Source organism: Pseudomonas campi, assembly GCF_013200955.2.
GTDB lineage: Bacteria > Pseudomonadota > Gammaproteobacteria > Pseudomonadales > Pseudomonadaceae > Aquipseudomonas > Aquipseudomonas campi.
Map to the genome: position 1 here is coordinate 3,963,804 of NZ_CP053697.2, position 24,333 is coordinate 3,988,136.

At 65.6% G+C, this 24,333-nt stretch carries 21 protein-coding genes; 7 read left to right on the forward strand and 14 right to left on the reverse strand.

The features are described 5' to 3' along the window. Positions 1–92 precede the first annotated feature (92 nt). Genes HNE05_RS18255 through HNE05_RS18280 form a run of 6 tightly spaced genes read left to right on the forward strand, consistent with a single transcriptional unit; the run spans position 93 to position 4,481 of the window. Positions 93–500 carry a hotdog family protein gene (locus HNE05_RS18255; RefSeq protein WP_173209990.1) on the forward strand — a complete coding sequence of 136 codons (408 nt, stop codon included), beginning with the start codon at positions 93–95 and terminating at the stop codon, positions 498–500. Next, a complete protein-coding gene (locus tag HNE05_RS18260) occupies positions 493–1,377 on the forward strand; it encodes an ABC transporter ATP-binding protein (RefSeq protein ID WP_173209992.1) in 885 nt (294 codons plus the stop codon). The genes HNE05_RS18255 and HNE05_RS18260 overlap by 8 nt, the downstream gene beginning before the upstream one ends. After that, a complete protein-coding gene (locus HNE05_RS18265) occupies positions 1,374–2,561 on the forward strand; it encodes an ABC transporter permease (protein ID WP_173209994.1) in 1,188 nt (395 codons plus the stop codon). Before HNE05_RS18260 ends, HNE05_RS18265 begins: the two co-directional genes overlap by 4 nt. After that, on the forward strand, positions 2,543–2,812 hold the full coding sequence (locus tag HNE05_RS18270; protein WP_173209996.1) for an acyl carrier protein: 270 nt from the start codon (positions 2,543–2,545) through the stop codon (positions 2,810–2,812). Before HNE05_RS18265 ends, HNE05_RS18270 begins: the two co-directional genes overlap by 19 nt. Further along, positions 2,809–3,927, forward strand: coding sequence for a beta-ketoacyl synthase N-terminal-like domain-containing protein (locus HNE05_RS18275; protein WP_173209998.1), 1,119 nt, complete (start codon positions 2,809–2,811; stop codon positions 3,925–3,927). Before HNE05_RS18270 ends, HNE05_RS18275 begins: the two co-directional genes overlap by 4 nt. Continuing rightward, positions 3,924–4,481 (forward strand): hypothetical protein, encoded by a 558-nt coding sequence (locus tag HNE05_RS18280; RefSeq protein ID WP_173210000.1) that lies wholly within the window; start codon positions 3,924–3,926, stop codon positions 4,479–4,481. The genes HNE05_RS18275 and HNE05_RS18280 overlap by 4 nt, the downstream gene beginning before the upstream one ends. A 297-nt stretch (positions 4,482–4,778) precedes the next feature. Here the strand turns inward: HNE05_RS18280 and darH are convergent, their stop codons facing one another. From darH to HNE05_RS18300, 4 genes are all read right to left on the reverse strand, one after another. Further along, positions 4,779–5,792, reverse strand: a complete 1,014-nt coding sequence (gene darH / locus HNE05_RS18285; protein WP_173210002.1) for a BtrH-related acyltransferase DarH — start codon at positions 5,790–5,792, stop codon at positions 4,779–4,781. After that, entirely contained in the window at positions 5,789–6,196 is a 408-nt protein-coding gene (locus HNE05_RS18290) for a DarG family dialkylresorcinol biosynthesis protein (protein WP_173210004.1), read from the reverse strand. The genes darH and HNE05_RS18290 overlap by 4 nt, the downstream gene beginning before the upstream one ends. Before the next feature lie 173 nt (positions 6,197–6,369). Further along, complete coding sequence (locus HNE05_RS18295; protein ID WP_173210006.1) at positions 6,370–7,515, reverse strand: beta-ketoacyl-ACP synthase III; 1,146 nt, start codon at positions 7,513–7,515, stop codon at positions 6,370–6,372. Between the two features lie 19 nt (positions 7,516–7,534). Next, the gene (locus HNE05_RS18300; RefSeq protein ID WP_173210008.1) at positions 7,535–8,452 is read right to left on the reverse strand and encodes a dialkylrecorsinol condensing enzyme; all 918 of its coding nucleotides are present in this window, start codon (positions 8,450–8,452) and stop codon (positions 7,535–7,537) included. Positions 8,453–8,484: 32 nt separating this feature from the next. On the opposite strand from HNE05_RS18300, the gene HNE05_RS18305 reads away from it, so the two are divergent. Further along, a complete protein-coding gene (locus tag HNE05_RS18305; RefSeq protein ID WP_173210010.1) occupies positions 8,485–8,931 on the forward strand; it encodes a DUF2141 domain-containing protein in 447 nt (148 codons plus the stop codon). Here the strand turns inward: HNE05_RS18305 and HNE05_RS18310 are convergent, their stop codons facing one another. The 10 genes from HNE05_RS18310 to HNE05_RS18355 all read right to left on the reverse strand — a co-directional run bounded on the left by HNE05_RS18310 (position 8,932) and on the right by HNE05_RS18355 (position 24,312). Beyond that, positions 8,932–9,507, reverse strand: coding sequence for a lipocalin family protein (locus HNE05_RS18310; protein WP_420826979.1), 576 nt, complete (start codon positions 9,505–9,507; stop codon positions 8,932–8,934). It abuts the gene before it with no gap. After that, positions 9,504–9,758 (reverse strand): outer membrane protein assembly factor BamE domain-containing protein, encoded by a 255-nt coding sequence (gene bamE / locus HNE05_RS18315; RefSeq protein ID WP_173210012.1) that lies wholly within the window; start codon positions 9,756–9,758, stop codon positions 9,504–9,506. Before bamE ends, HNE05_RS18310 begins: the two co-directional genes overlap by 4 nt. A 70-nt stretch (positions 9,759–9,828) precedes the next feature. After that, positions 9,829–10,431, reverse strand: a complete 603-nt coding sequence (locus HNE05_RS18320; protein WP_173210013.1) for a DUF924 family protein — start codon at positions 10,429–10,431, stop codon at positions 9,829–9,831. A 142-nt stretch (positions 10,432–10,573) separates the two neighbouring features. Then, positions 10,574–11,581 carry a class 1 fructose-bisphosphatase gene (locus HNE05_RS18325; protein WP_173210015.1) on the reverse strand — a complete coding sequence of 336 codons (1,008 nt, stop codon included), beginning with the start codon at positions 11,579–11,581 and terminating at the stop codon, positions 10,574–10,576. Between the two features lie 165 nt (positions 11,582–11,746). Next, positions 11,747–13,567 carry an autotransporter domain-containing SGNH/GDSL hydrolase family protein gene (locus HNE05_RS18330; RefSeq protein ID WP_173210018.1) on the reverse strand — a complete coding sequence of 607 codons (1,821 nt, stop codon included), beginning with the start codon at positions 13,565–13,567 and terminating at the stop codon, positions 11,747–11,749. Between the two features lie 137 nt (positions 13,568–13,704). After that, positions 13,705–15,069: a DUF3999 domain-containing protein gene (locus tag HNE05_RS18335; RefSeq protein WP_173210020.1), complete on the reverse strand. Its 1,365-nt coding sequence runs from the start codon at positions 15,067–15,069 to the stop codon at positions 13,705–13,707. Next, positions 15,066–18,674, reverse strand: a complete 3,609-nt coding sequence (locus tag HNE05_RS18340) for a DUF2339 domain-containing protein (protein ID WP_173210022.1) — start codon at positions 18,672–18,674, stop codon at positions 15,066–15,068. The genes HNE05_RS18335 and HNE05_RS18340 overlap by 4 nt, the downstream gene beginning before the upstream one ends. A 448-nt stretch (positions 18,675–19,122) precedes the next feature. Further along, a complete protein-coding gene (locus HNE05_RS18345) occupies positions 19,123–20,901 on the reverse strand; it encodes an acyl-CoA dehydrogenase C-terminal domain-containing protein (protein ID WP_173210024.1) in 1,779 nt (592 codons plus the stop codon). 170 nt (positions 20,902–21,071) lie between these two features. After that, entirely contained in the window at positions 21,072–22,868 is a 1,797-nt protein-coding gene (locus HNE05_RS18350; protein ID WP_173210026.1) for an acyl-CoA dehydrogenase C-terminal domain-containing protein, read from the reverse strand. Positions 22,869–22,977: 109 nt separating this feature from the next. After that, the gene (locus HNE05_RS18355) at positions 22,978–24,312 is read right to left on the reverse strand and encodes a GGDEF domain-containing protein (RefSeq protein WP_173210028.1); all 1,335 of its coding nucleotides are present in this window, start codon (positions 24,310–24,312) and stop codon (positions 22,978–22,980) included. Positions 24,313–24,333 lie beyond the last annotated feature (21 nt).

Consider the following 24,333-nt stretch of genomic DNA (forward strand, 5'->3'; position numbering starts at 1 on the left):
TTTTTCAATCTGCCCGCAGGCCACAGCCCAGGCGCTGCGCCTGCTGCAGGCCCTCTGTTACACTGCCCGACCACCTGTTTCGACCGCCCGCAATGGATCGCACCCAACTGCACAGGCTCCTGCCCCATCAAGGCCCCGCCCTCTGGCTGGATGGCCTGCTGTCGCACGACGCCCAGCGTATCGAAGGGCTCAGCGCCTGGCAGCATCTCGCCGCCTTCGGCGTCGATGCCTCGCCCTGCCTGCTGTTCGAGGCGGCGGCACAATTGTGCGCGGCGCATGGTGCCCTATACGGCGCCGATAGTGCCATCGAAATGGCCCTGGTCGGCAAGCTCTCGCAGCTGCAGCTGCACCACCAGCCGAGCCAGCGCCAGGGCGCGTTGCGGGTCGCCGCCAGCCAGGAGGCCTTGAGCCCGGCTGGCGCGCTGTACGCCTTCACCATCCATAGCGAGGAGCGCCTGCTGCTCGACGGCAAACTGCTGCTGGTGCTGGTCCGTGCTTGAGTTGCGCGACCTAGGTTTCCGCTACCCGGGCAGCGAACGGGCGGCGCTGCATGGCATCAACCTGCAGCTGCAGGCCGGCCAGTGCCTGGGCCTGCTCGGCAGTAACGGCGCCGGCAAGACCACCCTGCTGTCGCTGCTCAGCGGCGTGCTGCCGCTGCAACAGGGCGAGCTGCGCTGGAGCGCCACCCCGCGCCTGGGCCTGGTGCCGCAGCAACTGGCCTTCTACGCCGGGCTCAAGGTGCGCGAGAACCTCGAACTGTTCGCCGACCTCTATCGCCTGAGCGGCGACGAGCGCCGCCAGCGCCTCGACCAGTGCATCGCCACCTGCGCTCTAGAAGACAAGCTGTCACGCCGCGCCGAAGGCCTCTCCGGCGGCGAGCAGCGCCGCCTGAACTTCGCCATCGGCCTGCTACAGCCGGCCGACCTGTACCTGTTCGACGAGGCCACGGTGGGCGTCGATGCGGCAAACCGCCAGGCCCTGCTCGGCGCCATCGAACAGCTGAGCGCCGCCGGCAAGACGGTGATCTACACCAGTCACTACCTGGAAGAAGTCGAGCGCGTCGCCCAGCGCATCCTCCTGCTGCACGAAGGTCAGGTGCGCCTGGATCTGGACAAGCGCCAGCTGCTCGGCGACGACCACGGCCTGCTGCTGGAATGGCCGGACGCCGCGCCGGTGGGCCTGCAGGAGCTGCTCGCGCGCCTGCAGCTGACGGTCGAGGTGCTGCCCGGCGGCCTGCGCATTCCCCACCTGGATGGCCAACAACTGCTGCAGATCAGCCAGTTCATCGCCGAGCAAAAACAGCTGCCCAGTCTGCTGCGCTTCGGCCGGCCGTCGCTGGAGCAGCTCTACCTGCGCCTCAACGGAGGCCGGCTATGAGGCTGCAAGCCCTGGTGCGCAAGGAAATCCGCCTGCTGCTGCGCGACCCCCATGCACTGGCCGTGCTGTTCATCATGCCGGCGCTGTTTCTGCTGCTGATGGCCGGCGCCATGTCCAGCTACCTGCAGGATCGCCCGCCAGCCCTGCGTCTGGTGCTCAATGTCCCCAGCGCCAGCGACTCCAGCCAGTTCTTCCAGGCCGCCCTGCAGGCGCAGTTGCCTGGCAGCGAGCTGCTGGCTAAGAGCAGCGAACCCCTGGCCCATGTGCGCCTGAGCGCCGCGTTCGCCGCCACCCTGCTGGACAGCCCGCACCAGGGCCCCAGCCTGAGTTTCCCCGCGCAGTTCGACAAGCTGGCGCGCCAGCGCCTGCACAGCGCGGTAAGCATCGCCCTGGCACAAACCCGCTTGCAGGCCTTCCTCGCCGACAGCGGCATGCTCGACCCGGCGCTGAGCCTGGACGAGCGCCTGCAGCAGGTGCAGCAACGCACCCAGAGCCGGATCGACGAGCAGGAGCAGCTGGCCAGCGGCGACCTCAGTGGCCGCGCCAATGCCAGCCAGCTGAGCGTGCCGGCCTGGCTGATCTTCGGCATGTTCTTTATTACCCTGCCGATGGCTGGCGGCTTCCAGCGCGAACAGCAGAGCGGCACCCTGCTGCGTTTCCGCTGCCTGGGGTTGAGCCTCGGCACCCTGGCCCTGAGCAAGCTGCTGCCCTACTTCGCCCTCAACCTGCTGCAGTTCGTCCTGCTCCTGGCGCTCGGCGTCTATGGCCTGCCCGCCATCGGCCTGCAGGCCCTGAGCCTGCCCGGCAGCGCTGGCGCCTATGCCCTGCTGGCGGTCAGCGTGGCCCTGGCCACCTGCAGCCTCGGCCTGTTGCTGGCCGCCCTGGCGCGCAGCAGCGAGCAGGCGCTGCTGCTCGGCGGCGGGCTGAATATCCTGCTCGCCGCCATCGGCGGGATCATGGTGCCGAAAAGCGTGATGCCGGCGGCCATGGCCCAGCTGGCCGAAGTTTCTCCGATGAGCTGGGCGCTGGACGCCTTCCTCACCCTGCTGGTGGGCCACGGCTCATCGCTCGACATCGCCCCCTACTGCGCGCGCCTGCTGCTGTTTGCAGCGGCGTGCGGCGTGGCCGGGCTGCTCCTGTTCCGCCACCGAGTGCAGCAAACGCAATGGACCACACACTACTAGAACAACAACTCAAGCAACTGCTGATTCGCGAGTGCGACAAGGAAGACGATATCGACTGGCAGAGCATCGCCGACGACGAGCCGCTGTTCGGCAGCAAGAGCCGCATTGCGATGGACAGCCTGGACGCCCTGCAGGTGTCGCTGGCCCTGCAGCAGCACTACCGCGTGCGTATCGAAGGCGCCAAGGACGGTCGCAAGATTCTCGGCAGCATTGCCAGCATCGCCGCCTACATTCGCAGCAACACAAAGTGATTCCGGTCTACTTGCAACGCGGTGTGTTGCACAGCTGCCTGGGCGCCGACCTGGCCAGCGCCGCCCACGCGCTCGGCCAGCGCTCGCTGCCTCAGGCCGGGCAGTTTCTTTTGCATGAACAGCACCAGCCACGCCCCTACCTGTACGCCGGCGCCAGCGCGGACGACCTCGACCAGCGCCTGGAGCGCCTGCTCGATGAACTGCTCGGCGCCGATTCTCAGGACCTGGACGACTGCCTGCTGATCATCGCCAGCACCAGCCTGGATATCACCGAGCTGGAAAGCCGCGCCAGCGCCGAGCAGGGCTTTCGCCCGGAGCACTCGACGCCGCTCGACCTGCTGGCCGAACGACTGAGCCAGCGCCGCGGCTTTGCCGAGGCCTTCACCCTCAACACCGCCTGCACCAGCGCGGCCAACGGCCTGCTGTATGGCGCCCGTCTGCTCGCCGCAGGCGCGTACCAACGGGGGGTGGTGCTGGCCTTCGAGACGCCCAGCGCCCTGGCCATGCAAGGCTTCGGCGCGCTGGAGCTGACCAGCGCCAGCGGTCAGTACCGGCCGTTCCATCCCGAGCGCGACGGCCTGGTCCTTGGCGAATGCTATGCCGCCTGCCTGCTTGGCCTGGAGCCTGGCCCCGCCCCCCTGGCGCGCCTGCTCGGCGGCTACAGCGCCTGCGACACCAGCAGCCTGACCACCACCCGCGAAGACGGCAGCCATATCGACGCGGTGATGCAGCAGGCCCTGCGCAGCGCCGGACACAGCGCCGCAGAGGTCGCCCTGGTCAAGCTGCACGGCACCGCCACCGGCGCCAACGACCACGCGGAGAGCAACGGCATGCGCCGCCTGTTCGGCGCACAACTGCCGGCGCTGTGCGTGCTCAAGCCCTGGCTCGGCCACACCCTCGGCGCCTGCGGCCTGAGCGAGACCCTGCTGCTGGCCCAACGCCTGCAACAGGGCGCCCTGCCCGGCCTCGACTACGCCAGCCAGGCGCTGCTGCCCCTGCCGGGCAAGCCCTTCGACGTGGCGACGGATGCCCTGCTGCTGGCCAACTTCTTCGGTTTCGGCGGCAACAATGCCAGCCTGGTGCTGCAAGGCTGCGCCAACGGAGGTCAAGCATGAAGGTGATCGCCGCCAGTGAAATCCACGGCCGCGCCGCCACCAGCGACAAGCAGCTCAAGGCCGCGCTGAGCCAGTGGCTGGACAGTCCGCCCCGGCGCATCGACCGCCTGATCTTCCAGGCCCTGCTCGGCGCCGCCGCGCTCAAGGCACAGGTGCGCAGCGACTGCGGTCTGTACCTGGCCTCACGCCATCCGGCGCGACCGACCATGGGTGCGCTGCTGGATGCGGTGTGCGTGCAGCACAAGCAGCCCAAGCCCTTTGAATTCGTCAACAGCGTGAGCAATGCCGCCGGCTTCCATGTCGCCCAGCAGCTGGGCCTGGAAGGGCCAAACCTGTTTATCGGCGCCGGGCCGCGCGTATGGCCACAGCTACAGACGCTGGCCGGGCTGGACTTGCAGGATGGGCTGATCGGCCAGGCGCTGTTGTTGTTGGTCGAGGAAAGCAAAGATTTTCGTGTGCAGGCGGTATTGCTGGAGGGAGATGAGCCTGGCGCGCCAGCCGCGGACTTCACCGCGCTGACCGCCGGCATCGAGGTACGGCGCCTCGACCTGTAGGGTGGATGACGTTCCTTTCATCCACCACCCGCCACGCCCGGTGGATCGATAAAGCGCGATCCATAGGGTAGCCCGGATGCAATCCTGGAATGGAGTCAGACCGTAACGCGCTCCCCGGATTGCATCCGGGCTACGGTGACCCTCTCCCCTGCGCTTAGCCCAGGCACCCAGATCCGTAGGGTGGATGACGCTCTTTTCATCCACCACCAGCCCCGCTCGGTGGATCGATAAAGCGCGATCCACCCTACGGTAGCCCTCTCCCCCGGCCCCTCTCCCACAAGTGGGAGAGGGGAGCCATCAGCCCTTGCGCTTGGCCCAGGCACCCAGCTCTTTCATCAATACCCGTTCCTGCCCGGCAATGCCGCGCAGCATCTCGGCGATCGGGCGGAAGTCCGGCGCCTCGCCCTTGTTGCGGCTGGCGCGTACGCAGGCCGAGGCGAACTGGCGCCAGTCGTCGCCGATGGCGGTGAGCTGGGCCGAGGCCTGCTGCAGCGGGGCAGCGCCGATCAGCTCGCCGGCCTCCTGCAGGAAGCTGGCGTACATGAAGCGGAAGCCGGCGCCGCCGGTGCCGATCTCTTCCTGCATGCGCACGATATGGGTCAGGTACAGGCGGTTGTACTTGGCCTGCGCCGGGTCGAGCTGCTCGATCTGCTTGGCCAGGTGCTGGATGCCACGAATGCCGATCCACGGCAGCGGCATGCCGTCGAGGATGCGCGTGGTCGACAGCACGCTCTGGCGGATCAGCTGGTCCCAGTCCTGCTCCAGCGGCACCTCGTCGAGCCAGTACATCAGGCCCTTGGCGGCCAGTGCGCCCTTGGCGAAGCGCGCCTTCTGCAGGTCGGCGCTGGCACAGCGCACCGGCTCCTCGAATACCGGGTCGCTGATCAGGTACTCGTCGCCATCCCGGCCGTAGGCCAGCAGGTTGTGCGCGTTGAAGTGGAAACGCATCTCCGGCGGGAAGTACGGCAGCCAGAACACCGAGCTTTGCAGGCCGGCCAGACGCCCGCTGTCGAGCAGCGCGTCGAGCTCACGGCGACCCTGCTCGGGGTTGCCGAAGGTGCGGCTGTGCAGGCGCGCGCCGAGACGCTTGCTGAGGGTCTTGATCAGGTGCTTGGGCGGCATGCGGTAGGCAATCAGCGGCATACCGCTGAGCTTGACGATCGGCAGGTAGGCGAAGGCCAGGCCCGAGGCCAGACCGAAGGCCATCGGCTCGCTCATCGGCAGGCCTGCATGGCTCAGCAGGCTGGCCATCACCCCGCTCTCGCAGTGGGCGCTCTGGCGGTGCTGGAAATGCGGTTCGAAGCGGGTCATGCCGGGGCCTTCTGGTAAGCGATCAATTGCGCGACGGGCAAGCCGAACGCATCGGCGTAACGAGCCAGGATGGCGGCGCTCAGGTTTCGATAGATGGCCGGGCGAAAATGCCGGCGAATGCGCCATTGCCACAGCCCGGTGATCTGCGCCAGCGCCGGCTCGTCCAGGCGGTAGCGGTACATCAGGCATTTCAGTGGCGACAGCTCGCCGCGTTGCCAGGCGGCTTCGGCGGCGGCTTCCTGCTCCTGCAGCTCGGCCACGGCAAGCTGAGTGGCATAGGCCTCCGGCTCCCAGCCATCGCTCTGCGCGCGCTGGTAATGGCCGCTGGCGTCCACCGCGTAGACCAGCTTGCTGTGGCCGCCGTAGGTGGAGCTGTGGTCCTGGGGCACTTCGTCGAGCTTCATCGTTTAGAACCTTTTCACGATTTTCTGAATTAGAGCCAGACAAGGCGCTACGCCAGTAACAGCCTCCGGCTGGTCAAAGCGCCGAGGAAGCGCAGTTTACGAGTTGTAAATGAGCATTCCGAGGACATTTTTAACGCGGTATGGCCGACAGTCGGGAAATCGTGAACAGGTTCTTAGACCACCGTCAGATGCATAAAGGCGCTGGAGAAACGCCCGCTTTCCGGGACATAGCAGAGCAGGCGCTGACCGCTGCGCAGGCTGCCGCCATTGAACAGTTCTTCGAGGATGATGAAGATCGAGGCCGCGCCGGTGTTGCCTTTGCTGGTCAGGTTGGTGAACCAGCGCTCCTGCGGTATCGGCAGATCGGCATTGGCCAGGCCCACGGCCAGCGGTTCGCGGAAGAACTCCGAGCTGTAGTGCGGCAGGAAGTAGTCGATCTCCGCCACGCGCAGCTCGCGGCGCGCCATGATGCGTTTGAGCGTTTCTTCCACGGTGTATTTGACGATGTTGTCGTTGAGCAGTTTGACGTCCTGCTTGATCGCCATCACCGAGCGGCGGTTGCGCTCTTCGCCATCGTAACGGCTCCAGCCGGTCAGCTGGCCATCCTGCATTTCGGCGCCGGCGTACATGCACGGCGGCATCTGGTCGGCGAAGGAAAGAATGTCGATCCAGTCGATTCGCAGGCTCGGCCCACTGGTATTCGGCTGGCCCTGCAGCAGTACTGCACCGGCACCGTCGGAGAGCATCCAGCGCAGGAAGTCCTTCTCGAAGGCGATCTCCGGGTGGTGTTCCAGCTCGTCGACGCGGCTTTCGTATTCGGCATTGAAGTTGCGCGCGTGCATCAGGCTGGAGGCGACTTCCGAGCCGCAGGCCACGGCGTTGCGGCTCTCGCCGCTGGCCACGCTGAGCCAGGCGTACTTCAGCGCGGTCATGCCGCACAGACAGATGCCGGCGGTGGAGACCACCTCGCACGGCGGGTTGCCCAGTTCGCCCTGGACCATCACCGCATGGTTGGGCATCACCTGGTCCGGCGAGGAGCTGCTGGCCACCAGGCAATCCAGATCGGCCAACTCGAAGCCGCCACCTATCAGGCCGCGCACGGCAGCGGCGCTGAGCTGGGCATTGCTCAGGCTCGGCTCGCCACTGACGGGGTCGATCACATAGTGGCGCTGCTGGATGCCGTTGCGCCGCAGCACCAGTTTGCGCGCCCGCGACGGCTGGCCGCCGACCAGGCCCAGGCGCGCTTCCATCTGCTCGTTGTCCACCGGGTCGTGCGGCAGGCAGGCGCTGATGCGGTTGATGAATACGGGTTGTACCACGGGCATTCCTCGGGTCACTTCACTCGCCGGACGGGCCGGCAAAGTAGGCCTTCTCACGCTGGATGCGCGCCTTGAACAACGGCGCCAGCAACTTCTTCAACAGGGCACTGAGCGGCACCACGGTGACGATCAGGCACAACAGGAAAACGATATAGACAACCAAGCCCACGCTACGCCGGCGGCTTTGCTGCGGGCCGAGGGCGGCGAGCAGGCGGCTCCACAGCTGGAAGCTGCGGTTGCCGACCTTCTCGCTGGCAATCAGCTTCTCGTCGATCTTCACCGCGCCCAGGCCCTTGAGCATCGGCTGCTCGATCGGCAGCCCGTCATGCGTCAGGCGCTGCGCCATGGCCGCGCCGAAACGGCTGGCGGCGGCGATCTCGGCCGGATCTATGCCGGCACGCGGCACCCAGCTGTAAGATTTCTGCCGACCGGTGAACAGCCACAGCGGGGTAGCCAGGAAGCTTGCCGCGGTGCCGCAGGCGTCGGTCAGGGCGATGTTGTCGACCAGCCGCGCGCCCAGTTCGGCGAGCCGCACCTTGACCTTCTCCTGGGCCATCAGCCACATGTTGCGGCAGCCGATCAGGGTCACCACCGGGCTGCCCTGGAGCAGGCGCGCGGCCTCGGGCGAGGCGAGGAAGCTGGTCAACGGCAGCGACGGTGAGAGGAACCACACCTGGTAGGCAAGGATCACCAGGTCGTAACGCTTGCCGGCATCCACCGCCAGCGGCAGCAGTGGCTGCGGACGCTGCAGCACGGTTTCCGGGAAGATGCGGAAGAAACCGAGGAACGGCCAGGGGAAGGGAAAGGGCTGCGCCGGCTGCAAGGCGAGGAAGTCCACCTGGATATCGCTGCACGCCTGCAAAGGCGCACATACCGACTGCACCAGCCGATCGAGCTGGCCGGTTTGCGAAAAATGGACCACCAAAACCTGGCGCATCGCGAGCGAATTCCCTGCAAAATGGCCGAATTATGCCACAGCGAATTCTTCAAACCGTAACCCGGGCCGGCTATCAAGGCCTGTTAGGCCTGCTGTTCGTCAGCTCGCCAGCCTGGGCCGGTGACATTCTGGTCAGCCTCGAAGGCAAACAGGCCAATGGCGCCGTGCACCTGGCACTGGTCTTCGCCGACCGCCCTGCGTGGCAGGAGCCGCCGCTGCGCCTGATCCAGGGCGAGGCGCCAGTCTTGCGCCTGCGCAACCTGCCACCCGGACGCTTCGCCATCCAGCTGTTTCAGGACAGCAACGGCAATGGCCACCTCGACCTCAGTCCGCGCGGCATACCTCTGGAGCCGGTGGGTTTTTCGAACAACCCCGCCCTGCTCAATGGCAAGCCCAGGCCACTGGACTGCCTGTTCGTGCATGGCGCCACGGACAGCCGGCTGACCGTCCGCCTGCAGGCGCCACGGAACAAGCCCTAGCTACGGTTGATCGATCGCCGAGTCTGCCACACGCCAGATCAGCTCGCTGGTGTCATAGCCGCGTGCCTGGGCCTGCTGCAGCATTTCGGAGCGCGTCTCCAGGGAAATCTGCGCGTCGCGCGTCAACAGCCAGAGGTACTCGCGATTGGGATTGCCGACCAGCGCGGTGCGGTAATCGCTATCCAGGTACAGCACCCAGTAATCGCCCTTGGCCACGCCGGGGAACAGGTTGCTGAACCAGTTATCGAAGCTGACCCACAGCTTGTCCGTCTGCCCGGCCACCTGCGGGGTCGCTTGGCCCTTGGCTTCGATCCACTCGCCGTCGAGGGTGCGGCAGCGGTTGCGCACGCCAACCGCGCCATCGGACTGCAGCTGGTAATGCGCCTCGGACTGCGCACAGTTGCGCTGAAAGAACATCGGCAAGCGCGCCTGCTCGTACCAGGTGCCCTGGTAGCGTTGCAGGTCCACCGCGCCAGCGGTCTGCGGCGCCTCGCTGCTGGCACCCGGGCCGGCACAACCGACCAGGCCCAACAGCACGGTCGGCAGCAGCAGGCGAGACAAAGCGCGCGCGATCACTTCAGACCCTGGCCGGAAAACATCATGACCTTGTCGCCAGCGTACTGCACGCTGATAAAGACCTTCTCATCGCCCCAGTTGCAGCTGGTGATACCGATGGCGCCAGAGCACTCGGTGGGGCTGCCGAGCAGGCTTTCCACTTCGGCCTTGGGCATGCCGGCCTTGAGCTTGGCGTAATTATCCTGATTGACCTTGCTGCAGGCGGCGAGCAGGACACAGACGGACAGCAGGGCAAGATTGCGCAGCGACATGGGAGACTCCTGAGGGGTTTTAACTGCGGGAGAGCTTGGCACAGTCAGCCCGCTTGTGCGCCATTGGACGTCAGAAGCGTGAGCCGGGTTCCTGCAGGAAGGCCAGTTCGGCTGGCGTCGAGATGCGCGCAAGGATCGCGTTGCGATGGGGAAAGCGGCCGAAACGGGCGATCACCTGCTGGTGGCGCACGGCATAGTCGAGGTATCCGCCAAACAGCTCGCGCTCGGCGGCTGGCACCTGCTCGCGCAGGGCGCGGAAACGTTCGACGGCCAAGTTCTGCGTGGCCAGATCCTCGGCATGCTCCAGCACCAGATAGACGAATACCTGGCGAATCGCCGCGAGCTGCCGCTCCAGGCCTTGCGCCAGCCCCCAACGCACCAGTTGCTGGGCGCGGGCATCGCCGGCAAAGGCCTGTGGCGTGGCGCGATGGATCATCCGTGGCAGCTGGTCGAGCAGCAGGATCAGGGCCAGCCAGCCCTCGGCCTGCTCGGTCCAATCCTGCAGCCCACCCGCCAGCGCCTGGGCACTCAGCTCGCCGAAACGCTCACGCGCCTCGGCGTCCTGGCTCGCCTGGTAGCCGAACCACAGCTTGCTGCGCTGGGCCGCCACGTCGCTGGCGGCTTCGGCATCACCGAACCACCAGTCGAGCAGGGGCTGCCAGGCCGGCATCATCAAAACCTCCTTACGATCTGGCTGCGCGTCGGCCATACCGCGTTAAAACTGACCTCGGGATGCTCATTTACAGCTGTAAACTCCGCTCCCTCGGCCAGTTTTGCCTTGTCTGGCTCTAGCTCGCAAGATCGTAAAGCAGGTTTTAGCCCTGGTGGTAGGCCGTGGCGCGCTCGACTTCTTCTTTGGAGCCAAGGAACACCGCCACGCGCTGGTGCAGGGACTCCGGCTGGATGTCGAGAATGCGCTGGGTGCCGTTGGTGGCGGCGCCGCCAGCCTGTTCGATCAGCATCGACATCGGGTTGGCTTCGTACATCAGGCGCAGCTTGCCCGGCTTCTCCGGCTCGCGGGCGTCACGCGGGTACATGAACAGGCCGCCACGGGTGAGGATGCGATGTACATCAGCCACCATCGAGGCGATCCAGCGCATGTTGTAGTTCTTGCCCAGCGGGCCTTCCTTGCCAGCCAGCAGCTCGGAGACGTAGCGCTGCACCGGGGCTTCCCAGTGACGCTGGTTGGACATGTTGATGGCGAATTCGGCGGTGCTTTCCGGCACGCGGATGTTCTCGTGAGTGAGCACGAAACTGCCCATTTCGCGATCCAGGGTGAAGCCCATCACGCCGTCGCCGAGGGTCAGCATCAGCATGGTCTGCGGGCCGTAGATGGCGTAGCCGGCCGCGACTTGCTGGGTGCCCGGCTGAAGGAAGGCCTCTTCGCCAAGATCACCGCTTTCGCCATTGCGATCCGGGCAACGCAGCACGGAGAAGATGGTACCGACCGAGACGTTGACATCGATGTTGCTGGAGCCGTCCAGCGGGTCGAACACCAGCAGATAAGCACCTTTCGGGTACTGGCCAGGGATCTGATAGGCATTGTCCATTTCTTCGGACGCCATGCCGGCCAGGTGGCCGCCCCATTCGTTGGCTTCGAGAAGGATCTCGTTGGAGATCACGTCGAGCTTCTTCTGCACTTCACCCTGCACGTTCTCGGTGCCCATGCTGCCGAGCACGCCACCGAGGGCGCCCTTGGACACGGCGTGGCTGATTTCCTTACACGCACGTGCGACCACTTCGATGAGGAAACGCAGATCAGCCGGGGTGTTGTGGCTGCGGGTCTGTTCGATCAGATAGCGGCTGAGGGTGACGCGCGACATGGAGGAGCTCCGGAAGGGAAGTCAAAATCGCGCGCAGTTTAACCGTTTGCGGGCGCCAGCGCCTCTGCAGAACCCGACAGCTGATGAGAGGATGGCGACACGGGGATAATTGAGGAGTGCACCGTGACCGCGCCCCACTGTGGGGACGCGGTTACGGTAGAGGGCTTACAAGTCCCAGGACAGGGAGAGGTTGATCCCCTGCTGGTCATCGTCGTCGCTGTTGCGGTAGCTGTAGCTACCGCGCAGCGACAGGCCTTCGGCCAACTTGTGGCTGACACCCAGGCTGGCACGAGTGGTCTTGTCGGTGGGCACATAGCCTTCCAGCGTGTACTCGATACCCGGCAGGGCGTTCTGCGACATGCTCACTTCGCTGACGTCGTCCTCGTACTCGCGCTCCTGCGCCACTTCGGCAAACAGGCGGGTCCGGGTATTGAGGTCGATGATGCCCTGCAGGCCAACACCCAGACGCTTGGAGGTCCGCTCCTGGTCGTCATAGGTCAGCGCAGTGGAACTCTGGCCATCTTCCGCATAGCCATCCAGTTCGACACGGGCATAGTCGGCGCTGATGAACGGGCTCAGGTGCCACTGGCTACCCGGCTGGGCGATGTCGTAGCCGAAACGGCCAGTGAAGGCCCACAGCGAGCCATCGGTGTCGCCTTCCTCGGCACGGGTGGTCGGACCCAGATCCATCTTGCGCTTGAGATCGGCATAGTCGAGGTGACCGGCACTGGCCGCCAGCTCGGCCCACCAGCGGTTTTCCTGATACTGGGCAAAGGCGGTGCCGATGTAACTGTTGAGGTCGTAATCGGAGTCGGCAGCGCCGGCTTCCAGGCTCTGCTCGTAGAAACCGGCGGCGAGACCGGCACGCCAGGCCTCGTTGATGCGGTAGCTGCCACCGAAGTTCAGGTTGTAGCCATTGCCATCGGCAGAGCTGTCATAGACGTCGTAGTCGAGGCGCTGGCCGCCAGCATTGACGAATGCACGCCACTGGCCAACCGCCTGCCAGGCTTCCCAGTCGGCCTGCCACTGGGCACGCAACTGATCCTGGTGCGAGCGCAGGTTGCCATGCGCCATTTCCGGCAGCAGGCCGATTTCCCACGGGGCAGACAACAGCGAGTAGGCATAGTCGGAGATCAACGTCTGCCCGGCAATGGTCGGGTGCACGCTGTCGTCGAACAGCAGCTTGCTCGGATCGGGGCTGGTACCGTTGAGCCCGTAGACCGGGTTCTGGTTGGCGCCGCAGTCGTCAAAGCAGGTGCTCAGCAGCTCGGTGCGATCAGCCAGCAGGCCGTAGCGCGCCGGGTCGGCCAAGACTTCCGAGAGCATCAGGGGGACGTTGAGGGGAATGACCTCTGCATTGACCTGAGCGAGTTGAATGACCAACTCGTTGTTGAAGTCTTGGGCCAGGTTCGAAACGGTGTTCTGCAAACCCCCGCCGAAGAAATTTGGGGTCAAGCCCACGTCCGGCAGCAACCAGACCATGATGTATTTGCCGCCTGCTTGCTGCAGCGCCTCAACGCTATCGACCAAGCGCCCTGCAGAGGCTTGAGCGGTTTCAGTACTGAACACCTGCCCCTGGAGGAAGTCATTACCGCCACCGGTGAGGTAGTAAAGCGCATTGGAATCCGCACGGAAGCCATTGCTCGCCAGGTAGTTGTCGTTGACCGTATCGAGAATCTGATCGGTGCGATAGCCGCCCACCGCCCAGTTGTTACCCCCGGCATTGGCCGCCGCGCTGTCGTCCTCGCCAAAACCCAGCTTGCCGCCCAACAGCATGGGGCTAACCGGGCCGAAGGCCTCGCCTGCCAGGTAGGTCGGTCCGACCCGATTGGTGTACCGGATGGGGCCGTCGGCGCCAGTATTCCAGCCGGCATCGCTCAGGCTGTCGCCGAATACCACCATGGTTGAATAGGGGGATGCCGACAGGGGCAGGGAAGCACTGGCAAGCAGGCAAGCCGCGGCCAGCGGAGTCAGAACGCGCTTCATCGAAATGTCCTTGTGATTGTTATTGGACTGGGTACCACTCGCCGACTCTAGCGTGATTCGTATCTCATTTCATCAAACTCTTGTTTGAACTAATCATCGCCCGACGGATCGCCACCGTTACCTGCATGATCGCCTCATCATGCGCCGGTTTGTGGCTTGCGCAGCAGGCTGAAGGCCATCCCGCCGAGCAGCGCCACGCCGGCCAGCAGCACTGCCCACAGGCCGATGCGCTTCCAGTCCGCCTGCGACTGCGCCTGCTGCGCGGCCGCCTCGACAGCCGCCGGCACCTGCTGCGGCGCCGTCGCCAGACCCAGACTGGAAAGACGCGCCGGCTCGTAACCAGGAATCAGCGTACTCAGCGGCAAGGCCGCCGACTGCCCGGCCGCTTTGCCGATGGCCAGCTGGTAAGGCGCCGAACCGCGGGCGAGGAACACCACCTGGGTACTGCGCATCGCCACCTGCAATTGCGGCGCCTGCTGGCCCAGGCCGCCGCCGCGCTCGTCCACCTGCAGGCGCAGCTGCTGCACCGGCGCGCCATACAGCTCGATCTCGTCCTGCCGCACCTCCTTGCCATTCTGCGGCAGGCGATAGAGCAGACCGCGGGCCAGCGGCTGCCACTCCAGCTTGCCATCACGGCGGCTGGACAAGCTTACCGGCGCCAGGGTGTTGGCCTGATCGAGGCTGAATTTGACCCGTTGTATGGGCAGCGACAGCGGCAGCTCCCAGCTGTATTCGCCGGCTTTGCTGCTGCGCGCCGGCAGTGGCGCAGACCAGACCAGCGGCGGCGCCGTGTCGGCATTGCCGATGCTGACCAGCTGCGCGGCTGTCAGGGCCGGCGCCTGCTGCGGCGCCAACCAGAGCAGGCGCAAATAGCGCGCCTTATGCCCCGGCAGCGCGACCTCGCGCTGGTCGATGCGCTCGTTGGCGAAGCTCAGACGCGCGATGCTGCCCTCGCCCCAGCTGCTCCAGTGCTGCAGGTCGTCGCTGGCCTCGATGGAAAAACGCTGGAAGCCTTCGCTGTCGGCGCTCCAGTCCAACAGCAGGCGATGCAACGGCAGGTCCACGGCACTGGCGTCGAGCAACCACCCGCGCAGGATCTGCTCGGCCGGCGCCGACTCCTCGGGCGCCACTTCGACCAGGGTGCCGCTGGTGCTGCGCTGCACGCGGATGGCCGGCGCGCCCTGGGCAGTCGCCGCGCCCATCAGCGGGAACCATTTGACCGCCACCTGCTGGCGCTGCTCGGCGGCCTGCGCAGTACCGAGGGTCAGGGCATAGGCCAGGGCCTCGCCTTCACCGTTGAATACGCGCAGGTCACGCAAGTCTGCATGGCGGGCGGCGAAATGCAGAGCCGGCGGCAGCTCCAGGCGATACCAGGGGCCCTCGCCAGCCAGCGTCAGGGGCACGCGGGTGGCGTAGTCTCCAGCCTGCTCACCCGCATTCGCCCAAGGCGCCAAGAGCAGCGCGGCCAGCAGCAACGGACGACACAACAAGACTTTGCTCATGCTTTCACCTGTGCGGATTCACCGTCCGCCTTGCGTGGCGGCAGCGGTGCGAAATAGCCGACGACCAGCAACAACACGCCGACGCCGATAAAGGACACGATGCGTTCCAGGCCACCGCGGTTGCCCAGCTCGACGAAGAACAACTTGGCCACCACCACGCCGATCAGTGCGGCACCCACCAGCCACAGTTCGCGCCGGCCGCGCAGGTGACCGACGATCATCAGCGGCAGGGCGATCAGGGTCCAGACGATGGACAAGCCGGCCTGCACCAGCATCGAGTCGAGCAGCAAATCGAGCTGATAGGGCACGCCGCCCCAGTGATGAGCGGCGCGGAACACCGTGGCGGTGAACAGGGCAAACAGCGAAACGCCAGCCACCAGCTGCGCCACCTGCTCCGTGCGCACCGCCGCAACGCCCAGCTGCGGCAGCCCGCTGCGCAACCACTGATACACCCCGAGCAGGCTGAACAGCAGGCCCAGCTCCAGCGGGTTGACCAGCGGGATATAAGGCAGCGGCTCGGCGCCGCCGGCGCTGGCGATATTGGCCAGCCAGAACCAGCCGAGCATCAGCACCGCCAGCGGGGCGGCCGCCCACACCCGGTATTCGCGTGGATAAGCCGCCACCGGCCACGGCCATGGTCGCGACGCCGCCATCAGCAGGAGGAAGGCGCTCGGCAGCAACGCCCAGCCCAGCCAGCGCCAGGCGTTGTACTGCTCGGACAACAGCATCAGCAGGTAGCGCAGCTCCAGCGCCAATACCCCGAGGATCAACCAGCAGCCCAGCACATGGGCGGCACTCAAGGCACCACCCGGCAACAGGCCCGCGAGGCGGCGCAGCGACAACAGGTGCACGGCGAACAGTAGCCCCCAGGCCAACCAGCCGAAATCCGCCGCCGGGTGATAGTTGCGTTCGCCGACCTGCAGCAGGATCACCCCGGCCACCGGCACCAGCAGCGTGCACAGCAAGGCCAAGGCGCGCCAGCGCAGACGTGCCGCCAGCCAGGCCCACAGCGCCACGCTCAGCGCCGCGGCCAGCAACAGCAGCGAACCCTGCAGACCCGGCGCGACAAAGCGCACGATCTCGGCCGCCAGGGCCAGCGCCCACCAGCCCGCACCCCACACCAGCAACAGTTGCGACAAGCGCTGCAGGCTCAGGCTGCCCAGTTCACCGGCCTGCTGGCGCAGCAACACATGACGCAGGCGCCAGGCGCCAATCTGCGCGGCAATGGCCAGTACCAGCGGCGTCCAGAAGCCGGCATGGGCCAGCGGACGCAGCCCCTCGCTGGGCAGATAGCCGAGCAGCAGGGGGCTGGCCGCGAGGAAGGCAATGCCGCCAACCACCTGCAGCAGCAGGCCGAAGAAGAAACTGACGCGCAGCTGCAGGCGCAGGCTGAGCCAGATGATCAGCAGGCCGGTGCCCGCCCACACCGCGCTGGCGCTGTGCCAGGGCAGCACGAACAGCACCGCCAGGTTGATGAACACCAGGCCGACCAGCATCACCAGTGACAAGCCGCGCAGCAGGCCGCGATCGCTGCTGACCAGCTTGTCGCGCGCAGCAATCAGCATGCCGGCCACCAGCGCCAGGCCGATCAGCGAGCAGACCAGCAGGCCACGCCAGCCGGAATCGAGCACGCCGCCCTCGCCCTGTTCTGCCCCCTGCAGCTTGCTGAGGAAGATCAGGCCACCGAGCAGTTGCACAGCAAAGGCGCTGAACAGGAAAGTGCGCGACTGCAGGCGCAGGCCAACCCACAACGTCGCCAACCCGGCCAGGGCCCAGCTGATGGCGGTGCCCTCGGCGGCGAAACACAGCGGTGCGATCAGATAGAGAAACAGCAACCCGCCCACTGCCAGCAACGGCAGGCCACGGCGTTCCCAGGCCTTGCTGGTCTCCAGCGGCGCCTGGCGCAGTTGCCAGAAGCTGAACAGCAGCGCCGCACCGAGCATCAATGCGCCCAATGGCGCGCCCCCCAGCACCGTGGCGCTGGGCATGCTGAAACTGAGTTCACCGAGGAACGCCAGCGCCGCGCCCAACTGCAGCAGCAGGGCAAAGGCGCGCGCCAACGGCCGCCCCTGGCGCAGGCCGAGCCAGAAGATCCCAGCGCCTTCCACCGCCCAGGCTGCCGACGTCCAGCGCGCATCCAGGCCCAGCGGGATGGCCAGGCTGGCGAAGATCACCCCGAGGGCCAGGCAGGTTTCCACCAGCAACAGCGTACGCCCCGGCGCGCGGCCACTGAGCACGCGGGCCAGCAACAGATAGAACAGGCCCAGACCGAGGGCGCTGAAGGCGGCGGCAAACTCGATGTGCTGCACTATCGCGTACTGCAGGCCGAAGCCCACCAGCGGCGTGCCGAACAACACGCTGCCATCCACGTAATCGGCCTTGTCCCGCGCCCAGCGCAGCAGTTCGCCACGTTCCTGCGGCGCCGCCTCGGCCTCGCGCAGCTTGCGCCGGGCAAACAGCAGGCCGATGGCCACGTACATCAGGAAGAACAGGATCAGGAATGGCTCGGTGCTCCACAGCAGTTCCGCCTTGTAGTAACGCAGCCCCCAGGCGAAGCCGATGCCGAAGGTGCCGAGGAAACCGACCAGGTTGAGCAGGCGCCAGGCCTTGAACCAGGCGATGGCGAAGATGCCGCTGTTGAGCAGGATCAAGTAGGAAAACAGCGCCACATGGTTGCCGCTGCCAGTGGAGGTCAGGATCGGTGCGGCGAAGCCGCCCAGCGCCGCCGCCACCGCCAGACCCAGGGCGTTCTGCGCCACCGCCAGGATCGCCGAAAACACGGTGACCAGCACCAGCAGGCCGAGGGCCATCTTCGGATCGAGCAGCGGGTGCAGGCGCATCGCCGCGAAGGTGGTCAGGTACAGCACGGCCACGCCGGTGCCTTGCAGGATCAGGCCGTAGCTGCCGACCCGCTCGCGCAGCCACCAGCCCAGCCCGAGCAGGGCAATGGCACTAGCGGCGACGCCGGCATAACGCATCTCGACCGGCACCACCATGCCTTCGGTGGCATAACGCAGAAGGAAGGCCAGGCCGAGAAACAACAGCACCACGCCAACCCGCAGCACGGTATTGCCACCGAACAGCCAGGCCTTGGCCAGACCGATGGCCCGCTCGATGGGCGAAGGTTCGCGGGGCTTTCTGGGAGCAGGCGGCGCGATCGGCTCGGCAGGGCGGGCCGGCTGGATCGGCGCCGACTGCCAGCTGTCCGGCTGCTCGCGGGACAGCACCGGCTCGGTGACGGGCTGCAACTCTGGCAGCTCGAAGACCAGCTCGCTGTCCGGCTCGACCGGCGCGGGTGCAGACGCGGCCGGCAGCACCAACTCTGGCACAACGGCAGCGGGTTCGGCGGGCACGGATTGCTCGGCGGGTTGGCCGCCCTGCTCCAGCTTGAGCAAGCGTTCGTAGAGTGCCGTGGTGCCACGCTCGAAGCGCTCGGCAAACCCCTTGAGTTCCTGGCGCAGCTTGGCGTTCTCGCCCGCCAACTGGTGCAGGCGCAGGGCTTGCCCCAGCCCCAACCCGATCAAACCGCCAAGCAGGGCACTGGTGACCGATTCACCGGCCAGCGCACCGAGCACCAGGCCGACCAGCATGAAGATCCATTGCATGCATTTGCTTCCCGAGCCGTTGGGGCGAAATCCTTTGCGCGCGGCAGCCAACGCTGCACGTGCGACCGCGGATGGCCGAGTATATCGGCGCGCTCGCCTGACCATACAGAGACGATTGCCAACTGGGCCACAGGCACATAGCCCCGAGGACGGGTGAAACCCGCGACCTCGGCAAGGCGGATAGCGCCCGGCCCGCGGGCACGTAGGGTGGATCACGCTTCACCGATCCACCGAGCGAGGCCAGTGGTGGATGAGCAGAGCGTCATCCACCCTACATCGGGTGACACCCCGCGACAGGGGCAACGCGGGTTTCACCCGTCCTACCCAGTGTGAGAGCGGATTTTATCCGCGATGAAGATTCTCAGACGGCCACAGATGAAACTGAACAGTCGCCCAAACAAAAGCCCCGGTTGATTAGGCCGGGGCTTCTGGTCTTACCGCGCCAGTTTTAGAACTGAGCGGCGTCCAGCAGGTACAGGCTTTCGCTACCAGCCTTGACCGAAGCGGTCAGCGAGTGGATGCGCGGCAGCAGGCGGGCGAAGAAGAAACGCGCGGTGCCCAGTTTGCTGACGTAGAAATCGCCTTGATCCTGCTTGGCCAGCGCGGTGCGCGCCATCAGGGCCCACATGTAGGCATAGGCGGTATAACCGAACACATGCAGGTATTCGACCGAAGCGGCGCCGACTTCGTTCGGGTTGGCCTTGGCGCGCTCCAGCAGATCGGCGGTCATCAATTCCAGGTTGGCGATGGCGTCTTTCAGCGGGTTGATGAACTCGGCCAGGGAGGCGTCGGCGCTGTCGGTGAAGGCCTTGATCTCTTCGGCGAAGTGCTTGTAGAACGCACCGCCGCTGCCGACGACTTTACGACCGACCAAGTCGAGCGCCTGGATGCCGTTGGTGCCTTCGTAGATCTGGGTGATGCGGCAGTCGCGGATCAGCTGCTCCTGGCCCCACTCACGGACGTAGCCGTGGCCGCCGAAAATCTGCTGACCGTGAGTGGTGGTTTCCAGCGCCATGTCGGTGAGGAAGGCCTTGGCCACCGGGGTCAGCAGAGCAACCAGCTCTTCCGCGCGCTTGCGGGTGGCGGCGTCTTCGCTGAACTTGGCGGTGTCGAGCTGCATGGCCACGTAGCTGGAGAAGGCGCGACCACCTTCGTTCAGCGCTTTCATGGTCAACAGCATGCGACGGACGTCCGGGTGCACGATGATCGGGTCGGCGGCCTTGTCTTTAGCCACCGGGCCGGTCGGCGCGCGGCTCTGGATGCGATCGCAGGCGTACTCCACGGCGTTCTGGTAGCTGCGCTCACCCAGGGACAGACCCTGGATGCCGACGCCCAGACGCTCGTAGTTCATCATGGTGAACATGGCGGCGAGGCCCTTGTTCGGCGCATCGACGATCCAGCCAGTGGCGCCGTCGAAGTTCATCACGCAGGTGGCCGAAGCCTTGATGCCCATCTTGTGCTCGATCGAACCACAGGACAGCGCGTTCTTCTCGCCCAGCGAGCCGTCGGCATTGACCATAAACTTCGGCACCAGGAACAGCGAGATGCCTTTCGGACCGGCCGGGGCGTCCGGCAGCTTGGCCAGCACCAAGTGGATGATGTTCTCGGTCAGGTCGTGCTCACCGCCGGTGATGAAGATCTTGGTGCCGGAGATTTTGTAGCTGCCGTCGGCCTGCGGTTCGGCCTTGGTGCGGATGATGCCCAGGTCGGTGCCGGCATGCGGCTCGGTCAGGCACATGGAGCCCGCCCAGGTGCCGCCGTACATGTTCGGCAGGTATTGCTCTTTCAGCTCTTCGCTGGCGTGGGCATTGATCGACAGGCAGGCACCGGCGGTCAGCATCGGGTACAAGCCGAACGACAGGTTGGCCGAGTTGACCATTTCCTCGACCTGGGCCGAGATCACCTTGGGCATGCCCATGCCGCCGAATACCGGGTCACCACCGACGCCAACCCAGCCGCCTTCGGCATAGGTCTGGTAGGCCTGCGGGAAACCGGCCGGGGTTTTCACCGCACCGTCGGTCCAGGAGCAGCCTTCTTCGTCGCCGCTGCGATTGAGCGGGGCGATCACGCCACCGGTGACCTTGCCTGCTTCTTCGAGGATGGCTGCGGCGGTGTCTTCGTCCACCACTTCGGCCAGGGCCGGCAACTGTGCCCACAGCTTGGAAACTTCGAACACTTCATTGAGCACGAAGCGCATGTCGCGCAGGGGAGCTTTGTAGTCAGCCATGGAGCAATCCTCGAACGAAACAGCAGGTATACGGGAGTGTTCGAAGTTTAACCGAACAACTTTTCAGACACATAGGGTCGCGTCATGACCAGACAGTCACAGTCTGTTTACCGAACGCCACAACGCAAAAACCCGCCAACTAACAGCCTCTTGCAGCACTAAGCCGCTGGTCAGAGGGCGAAGTGCTCGGCCGGCAAACGCATCAGGCACTCGCTACCCGCCTCGGCACCGGCCAGGTGAGTGGCGGTACGCGGCAACAGGCGCTTGAAGTAGAACTCGCAGGTGGCCAGCTTGGCCTGGTAGAACGCCGCCTCGCCGGCGCCCGCCGCCAGCTTTTGCTCGGCGACCAGGGCCATGCGCAGCCAGAAGTACGCCAGGGTGATGTAGCCGGAGTACATCAGGTAGTCCATCGACGCGGCGCCGACTTCGTCCTGGTTCTTCATCGCCGCCATGCCGATCTTCTGGGTCAGCGTGCCCCACTGTTGGTTGAGTGCCGCCAGTTGGGCGACATAACCCTTGAGCTGCGGATGCTCGGCCTGGGCTTCGCAGAACTTGTGGACGATCTTGGTAAAGCCACGCAGCAGCTTGCCCTGGCTGCCGAGCACCTTGCGCCCGAGCAGGTCGAGGGCCTGGATGCCATTGGTGCCTTCATAGATAGGCGCGATGCGGCAGTCACGCACCAGCTGCTCCATGCCCCACTCGCGGATGAAGCCATGGCCGCCGAACACCTGCATGCCGTGGTTGGTCACCTCCAGCCCGGTCTCGGTCATAAAGGCCTTGCAGATCGGCGTGAGGAAGGCCAGCAGGTTTTCCGCCTCCTCGCGTTGCTCGGCGCTGTCGGCGGCATGCGCCTGGTCGAGCAGTTGCGCGGTGAAGTAGGCCAGCGCGCGGTTGCCTTCGTTGAAGGCCTTCATGGTCAGCAGCATGCGCCGCACATCGGGATGCACGATGATCGGGTCGGCGGACTTGTCCGGCGCTTTCGGCCCGGTCAGCGCACGCATTTGCAGGCGCTCGCTGGCGTACTTGATCGCGCCCTGAAAGCTGCTCTCGCCTAGGCACAGGCCCTGCATGCCGGTGCCCAGGCGCGCGTGGTTCATCATGGTGAACATGCAGTTGAGGCCCTTGTTGGCCTCGCCGATCAGGTAGCCGGTGGCGCTGTCGAAGTTCATCACGCAGGTGGCCGAGGCCTTGATGCCCATCTTGTGTTCGATCGAGCCGCAACTGACGCCGTTGCGCTCGCCCGCCTCCCCTTCTGCATTGGGTAGGAACTTGGGCACGATAAACAGCGAGATGCCCTTGGTCCCGGCCGGCGCATCCGGCAGCTTGGCCAGCACCAGATGGACGATGTTCTCGCTCATGTCGTGCTCGCCGGCGGAGATGAAGATCTTGCTGCCGGTCACCGCATAGCTGCCGTCGGCCTGGGGTACGGCACGGGTCTTGATCAGGCCCAGGTCAGTACCGCAGTGGGCCTCGGTCAGGCACATGGTGCCGGTCCAGCGGCCTTCGGTGAGCTTGCTCAGGTAGGTCTGCTTCTGCGCTTCAGTGCCATGGGCGTGGATCGCCGACATGGCGCCGTGGGTCAGGCCGGGGTACATGCCCCAGGAGGTATTGCTGGCGCCGACCATCTCGCTGATCAGCAGCCCAAGGGAGTGCGGCAGGCCCTGGCCACCATAAGTCGGGTCGGCGGCCAGGCCCATCCAGCCGCCTTCGGCGTACTGGGCAAAAGCTTCCTTGAAGCCCTTGGGCGTGGTCACCACGCCATCGTTGATCTGGCACTCCTCTTCGTCGCCCGAACGATTCAGCGGCGCCAGCACCTGCTCGCAGAACTTGGCGCCCTCCTCGAGAATCGCACCGACCATATCCGGGCTGGCATCGCTGGCGCCCTGAGCGGCGTAGCTACCGTGGAAGTCGAAGACGTCATCGATCAGAAAGCGCATATCGCGCAGGGGCGCTTTGTACTCGGGCATGCTGGCTTCTCCGTAACGGGTGCGTGGGTATCACCCTACGCTACGGCCGAAGCAGGCCCGGCAACAATCACCGTGCAGATGCTGAATACAGCACCATCAGCAGCCGCGCTCAGCTGTCGGCACTTTCCAGCTTGACCGCACCACGCCGCTGACCGGGGCTGCGAATACAGTTGCGCCCGGCACTCTTGGCGCTGTACAGCGCCTTGTCCGCCGCCTTGATCACCTCCTCCGGACGACTCTGCTCCAAGCTACGCTCGGCTACGCCCATGCTCACCGTCACCGAAACCTCGCCGGCCCTGGCACCGGCGCGGCGCTGACGTCCCTGCTTGTCGTCCTGCGGGCGCTGCTGCTTGTCACGCAGCTGGATGCGGTAGACCTCGATGGCCTGGCGCACCACTTCCAGGTGTGGCAGGCATTCGGCCAGGGTCTTGCCGGGAAACACCAGGGTGAATTCCTCGCCGCCATAACGGTAGGCCTTGCCGCCGCCACCGATCTTGCGCAGCTGAGCGGCGACTAGGCGCAGCACCTGATCGCCGACATCGTGACCATGGGTGTCGTTGAACTTCTTGAAGTGATCGACGTCGGCCATGGCGATCACATAGCTGCGCCCCAGACGCTCCAGGCGGTCGTTCAGCGCGCGGCGCCCCGGCAGGCCGGTAAGCTCATCCCGAAAGGCCATCTGATAAGCCTCGTGCGCCACGGCCGAGACCAGCATGAGCATGCTCAGGCTGCTCATCACCTGCAGGGCATGGGGCAGGATGAAGGTCTGCGGCAACATCCACAGCTGCGCGAACAGGCCAAACAGCAGGGCGGCATGCAGCGGCCGCGGCTGGCGCAGGTACTGCACCAGCAGCAACACGCTGGCAATCAAGAACAGCGGGTAGGCCAGCTGGATCAGGCTCATCCAGCTGCCATGCAGCAGCGGCCAGTGGATTTCCGTCAGCCAGCGCTGCAGCGTAGCGGGATAACGCTGCGCCAGGGCCACCGCCACACCCCCGACCGCCAGCAGCACGGCGGCACGCGCCACCAGATCCTGGAGCAGATGGCTGCGCTCGCGCCAGGCACCGAACAGGCCGTACAGCAGCGGCAGCAACAGGCTGCATAGGTGGAACACCAGTGCCGCGTCCTCGCGCACCTTGGCGTGCTGGCGGAAGTAATCGGTCTGCGTATCGAGCAAGAAGTAGCCCAGGTACACCACCACCAGCAGCGACAACTCACGCTGGCGGTTGTAGACCACGCAGAAAGTACCGCCGAGCAATAACAGCAAGGTCGGCAGCACATTGAACAGCGACAGGAAGAACTCATTCAGCACCGCCAGACGCGCAGCCAGCCCCCCGCCAAGCAGCAACAGCAGCGGCAACAGGAAATGACTGAAACGGATAGCGGCAAGCGGGAACACGGCAAGCACTCCAGTGCGGCAAGGCACTGCAACGGAATGCGGCATTCTGCCTGCACATGGGCATTC

Excerpts from the sequence above, each read along its gene's own strand:
- HNE05_RS18355 (WP_173210028.1), bottom strand. The coding sequence starts at position 24,312 with ATGCCGCATTCCGTTGCAGTGCCTTGCCGCACTGGAGTGCTTGCCGTG.
- HNE05_RS18270 (WP_173209996.1), top strand. The coding sequence starts at position 2,543 with ATGGACCACACACTACTAGAACAACAACTCAAGCAACTGCTGATTCGC.
- bamE (WP_173210012.1), bottom strand. The coding sequence starts at position 9,758 with ATGTCGCTGCGCAATCTTGCCCTGCTGTCCGTCTGTGTCCTGCTCGCC.
- HNE05_RS18300 (WP_173210008.1), bottom strand. The coding sequence starts at position 8,452 with ATGCGCCAGGTTTTGGTGGTCCATTTTTCGCAAACCGGCCAGCTCGAT.
- HNE05_RS18265 (WP_173209994.1), top strand. The coding sequence starts at position 1,374 with ATGAGGCTGCAAGCCCTGGTGCGCAAGGAAATCCGCCTGCTGCTGCGC.
- HNE05_RS18350 (WP_173210026.1), bottom strand. The coding sequence starts at position 22,868 with ATGCCCGAGTACAAAGCGCCCCTGCGCGATATGCGCTTTCTGATCGAT.
- HNE05_RS18335 (WP_173210020.1), bottom strand. The coding sequence starts at position 15,069 with ATGAGCAAAGTCTTGTTGTGTCGTCCGTTGCTGCTGGCCGCGCTGCTC.
- HNE05_RS18290 (WP_173210004.1), bottom strand. The coding sequence starts at position 6,196 with ATGAAGCTCGACGAAGTGCCCCAGGACCACAGCTCCACCTACGGCGGC.
- HNE05_RS18325 (WP_173210015.1), bottom strand. The coding sequence starts at position 11,581 with ATGTCGCGCGTCACCCTCAGCCGCTATCTGATCGAACAGACCCGCAGC.
- HNE05_RS18345 (WP_173210024.1), bottom strand. The coding sequence starts at position 20,901 with ATGGCTGACTACAAAGCTCCCCTGCGCGACATGCGCTTCGTGCTCAAT.
- HNE05_RS18330 (WP_173210018.1), bottom strand. The coding sequence starts at position 13,567 with ATGAAGCGCGTTCTGACTCCGCTGGCCGCGGCTTGCCTGCTTGCCAGT.
- HNE05_RS18340 (WP_173210022.1), bottom strand. The coding sequence starts at position 18,674 with ATGCAATGGATCTTCATGCTGGTCGGCCTGGTGCTCGGTGCGCTGGCC.
- HNE05_RS18280 (WP_173210000.1), top strand. The coding sequence starts at position 3,924 with ATGAAGGTGATCGCCGCCAGTGAAATCCACGGCCGCGCCGCCACCAGC.
- HNE05_RS18305 (WP_173210010.1), top strand. The coding sequence starts at position 8,485 with ATGCCACAGCGAATTCTTCAAACCGTAACCCGGGCCGGCTATCAAGGC.
- HNE05_RS18320 (WP_173210013.1), bottom strand. The coding sequence starts at position 10,431 with ATGATGCCGGCCTGGCAGCCCCTGCTCGACTGGTGGTTCGGTGATGCC.
- darH (WP_173210002.1), bottom strand. The coding sequence starts at position 5,792 with ATGACCCGCTTCGAACCGCATTTCCAGCACCGCCAGAGCGCCCACTGC.
- HNE05_RS18255 (WP_173209990.1), top strand. The coding sequence starts at position 93 with ATGGATCGCACCCAACTGCACAGGCTCCTGCCCCATCAAGGCCCCGCC.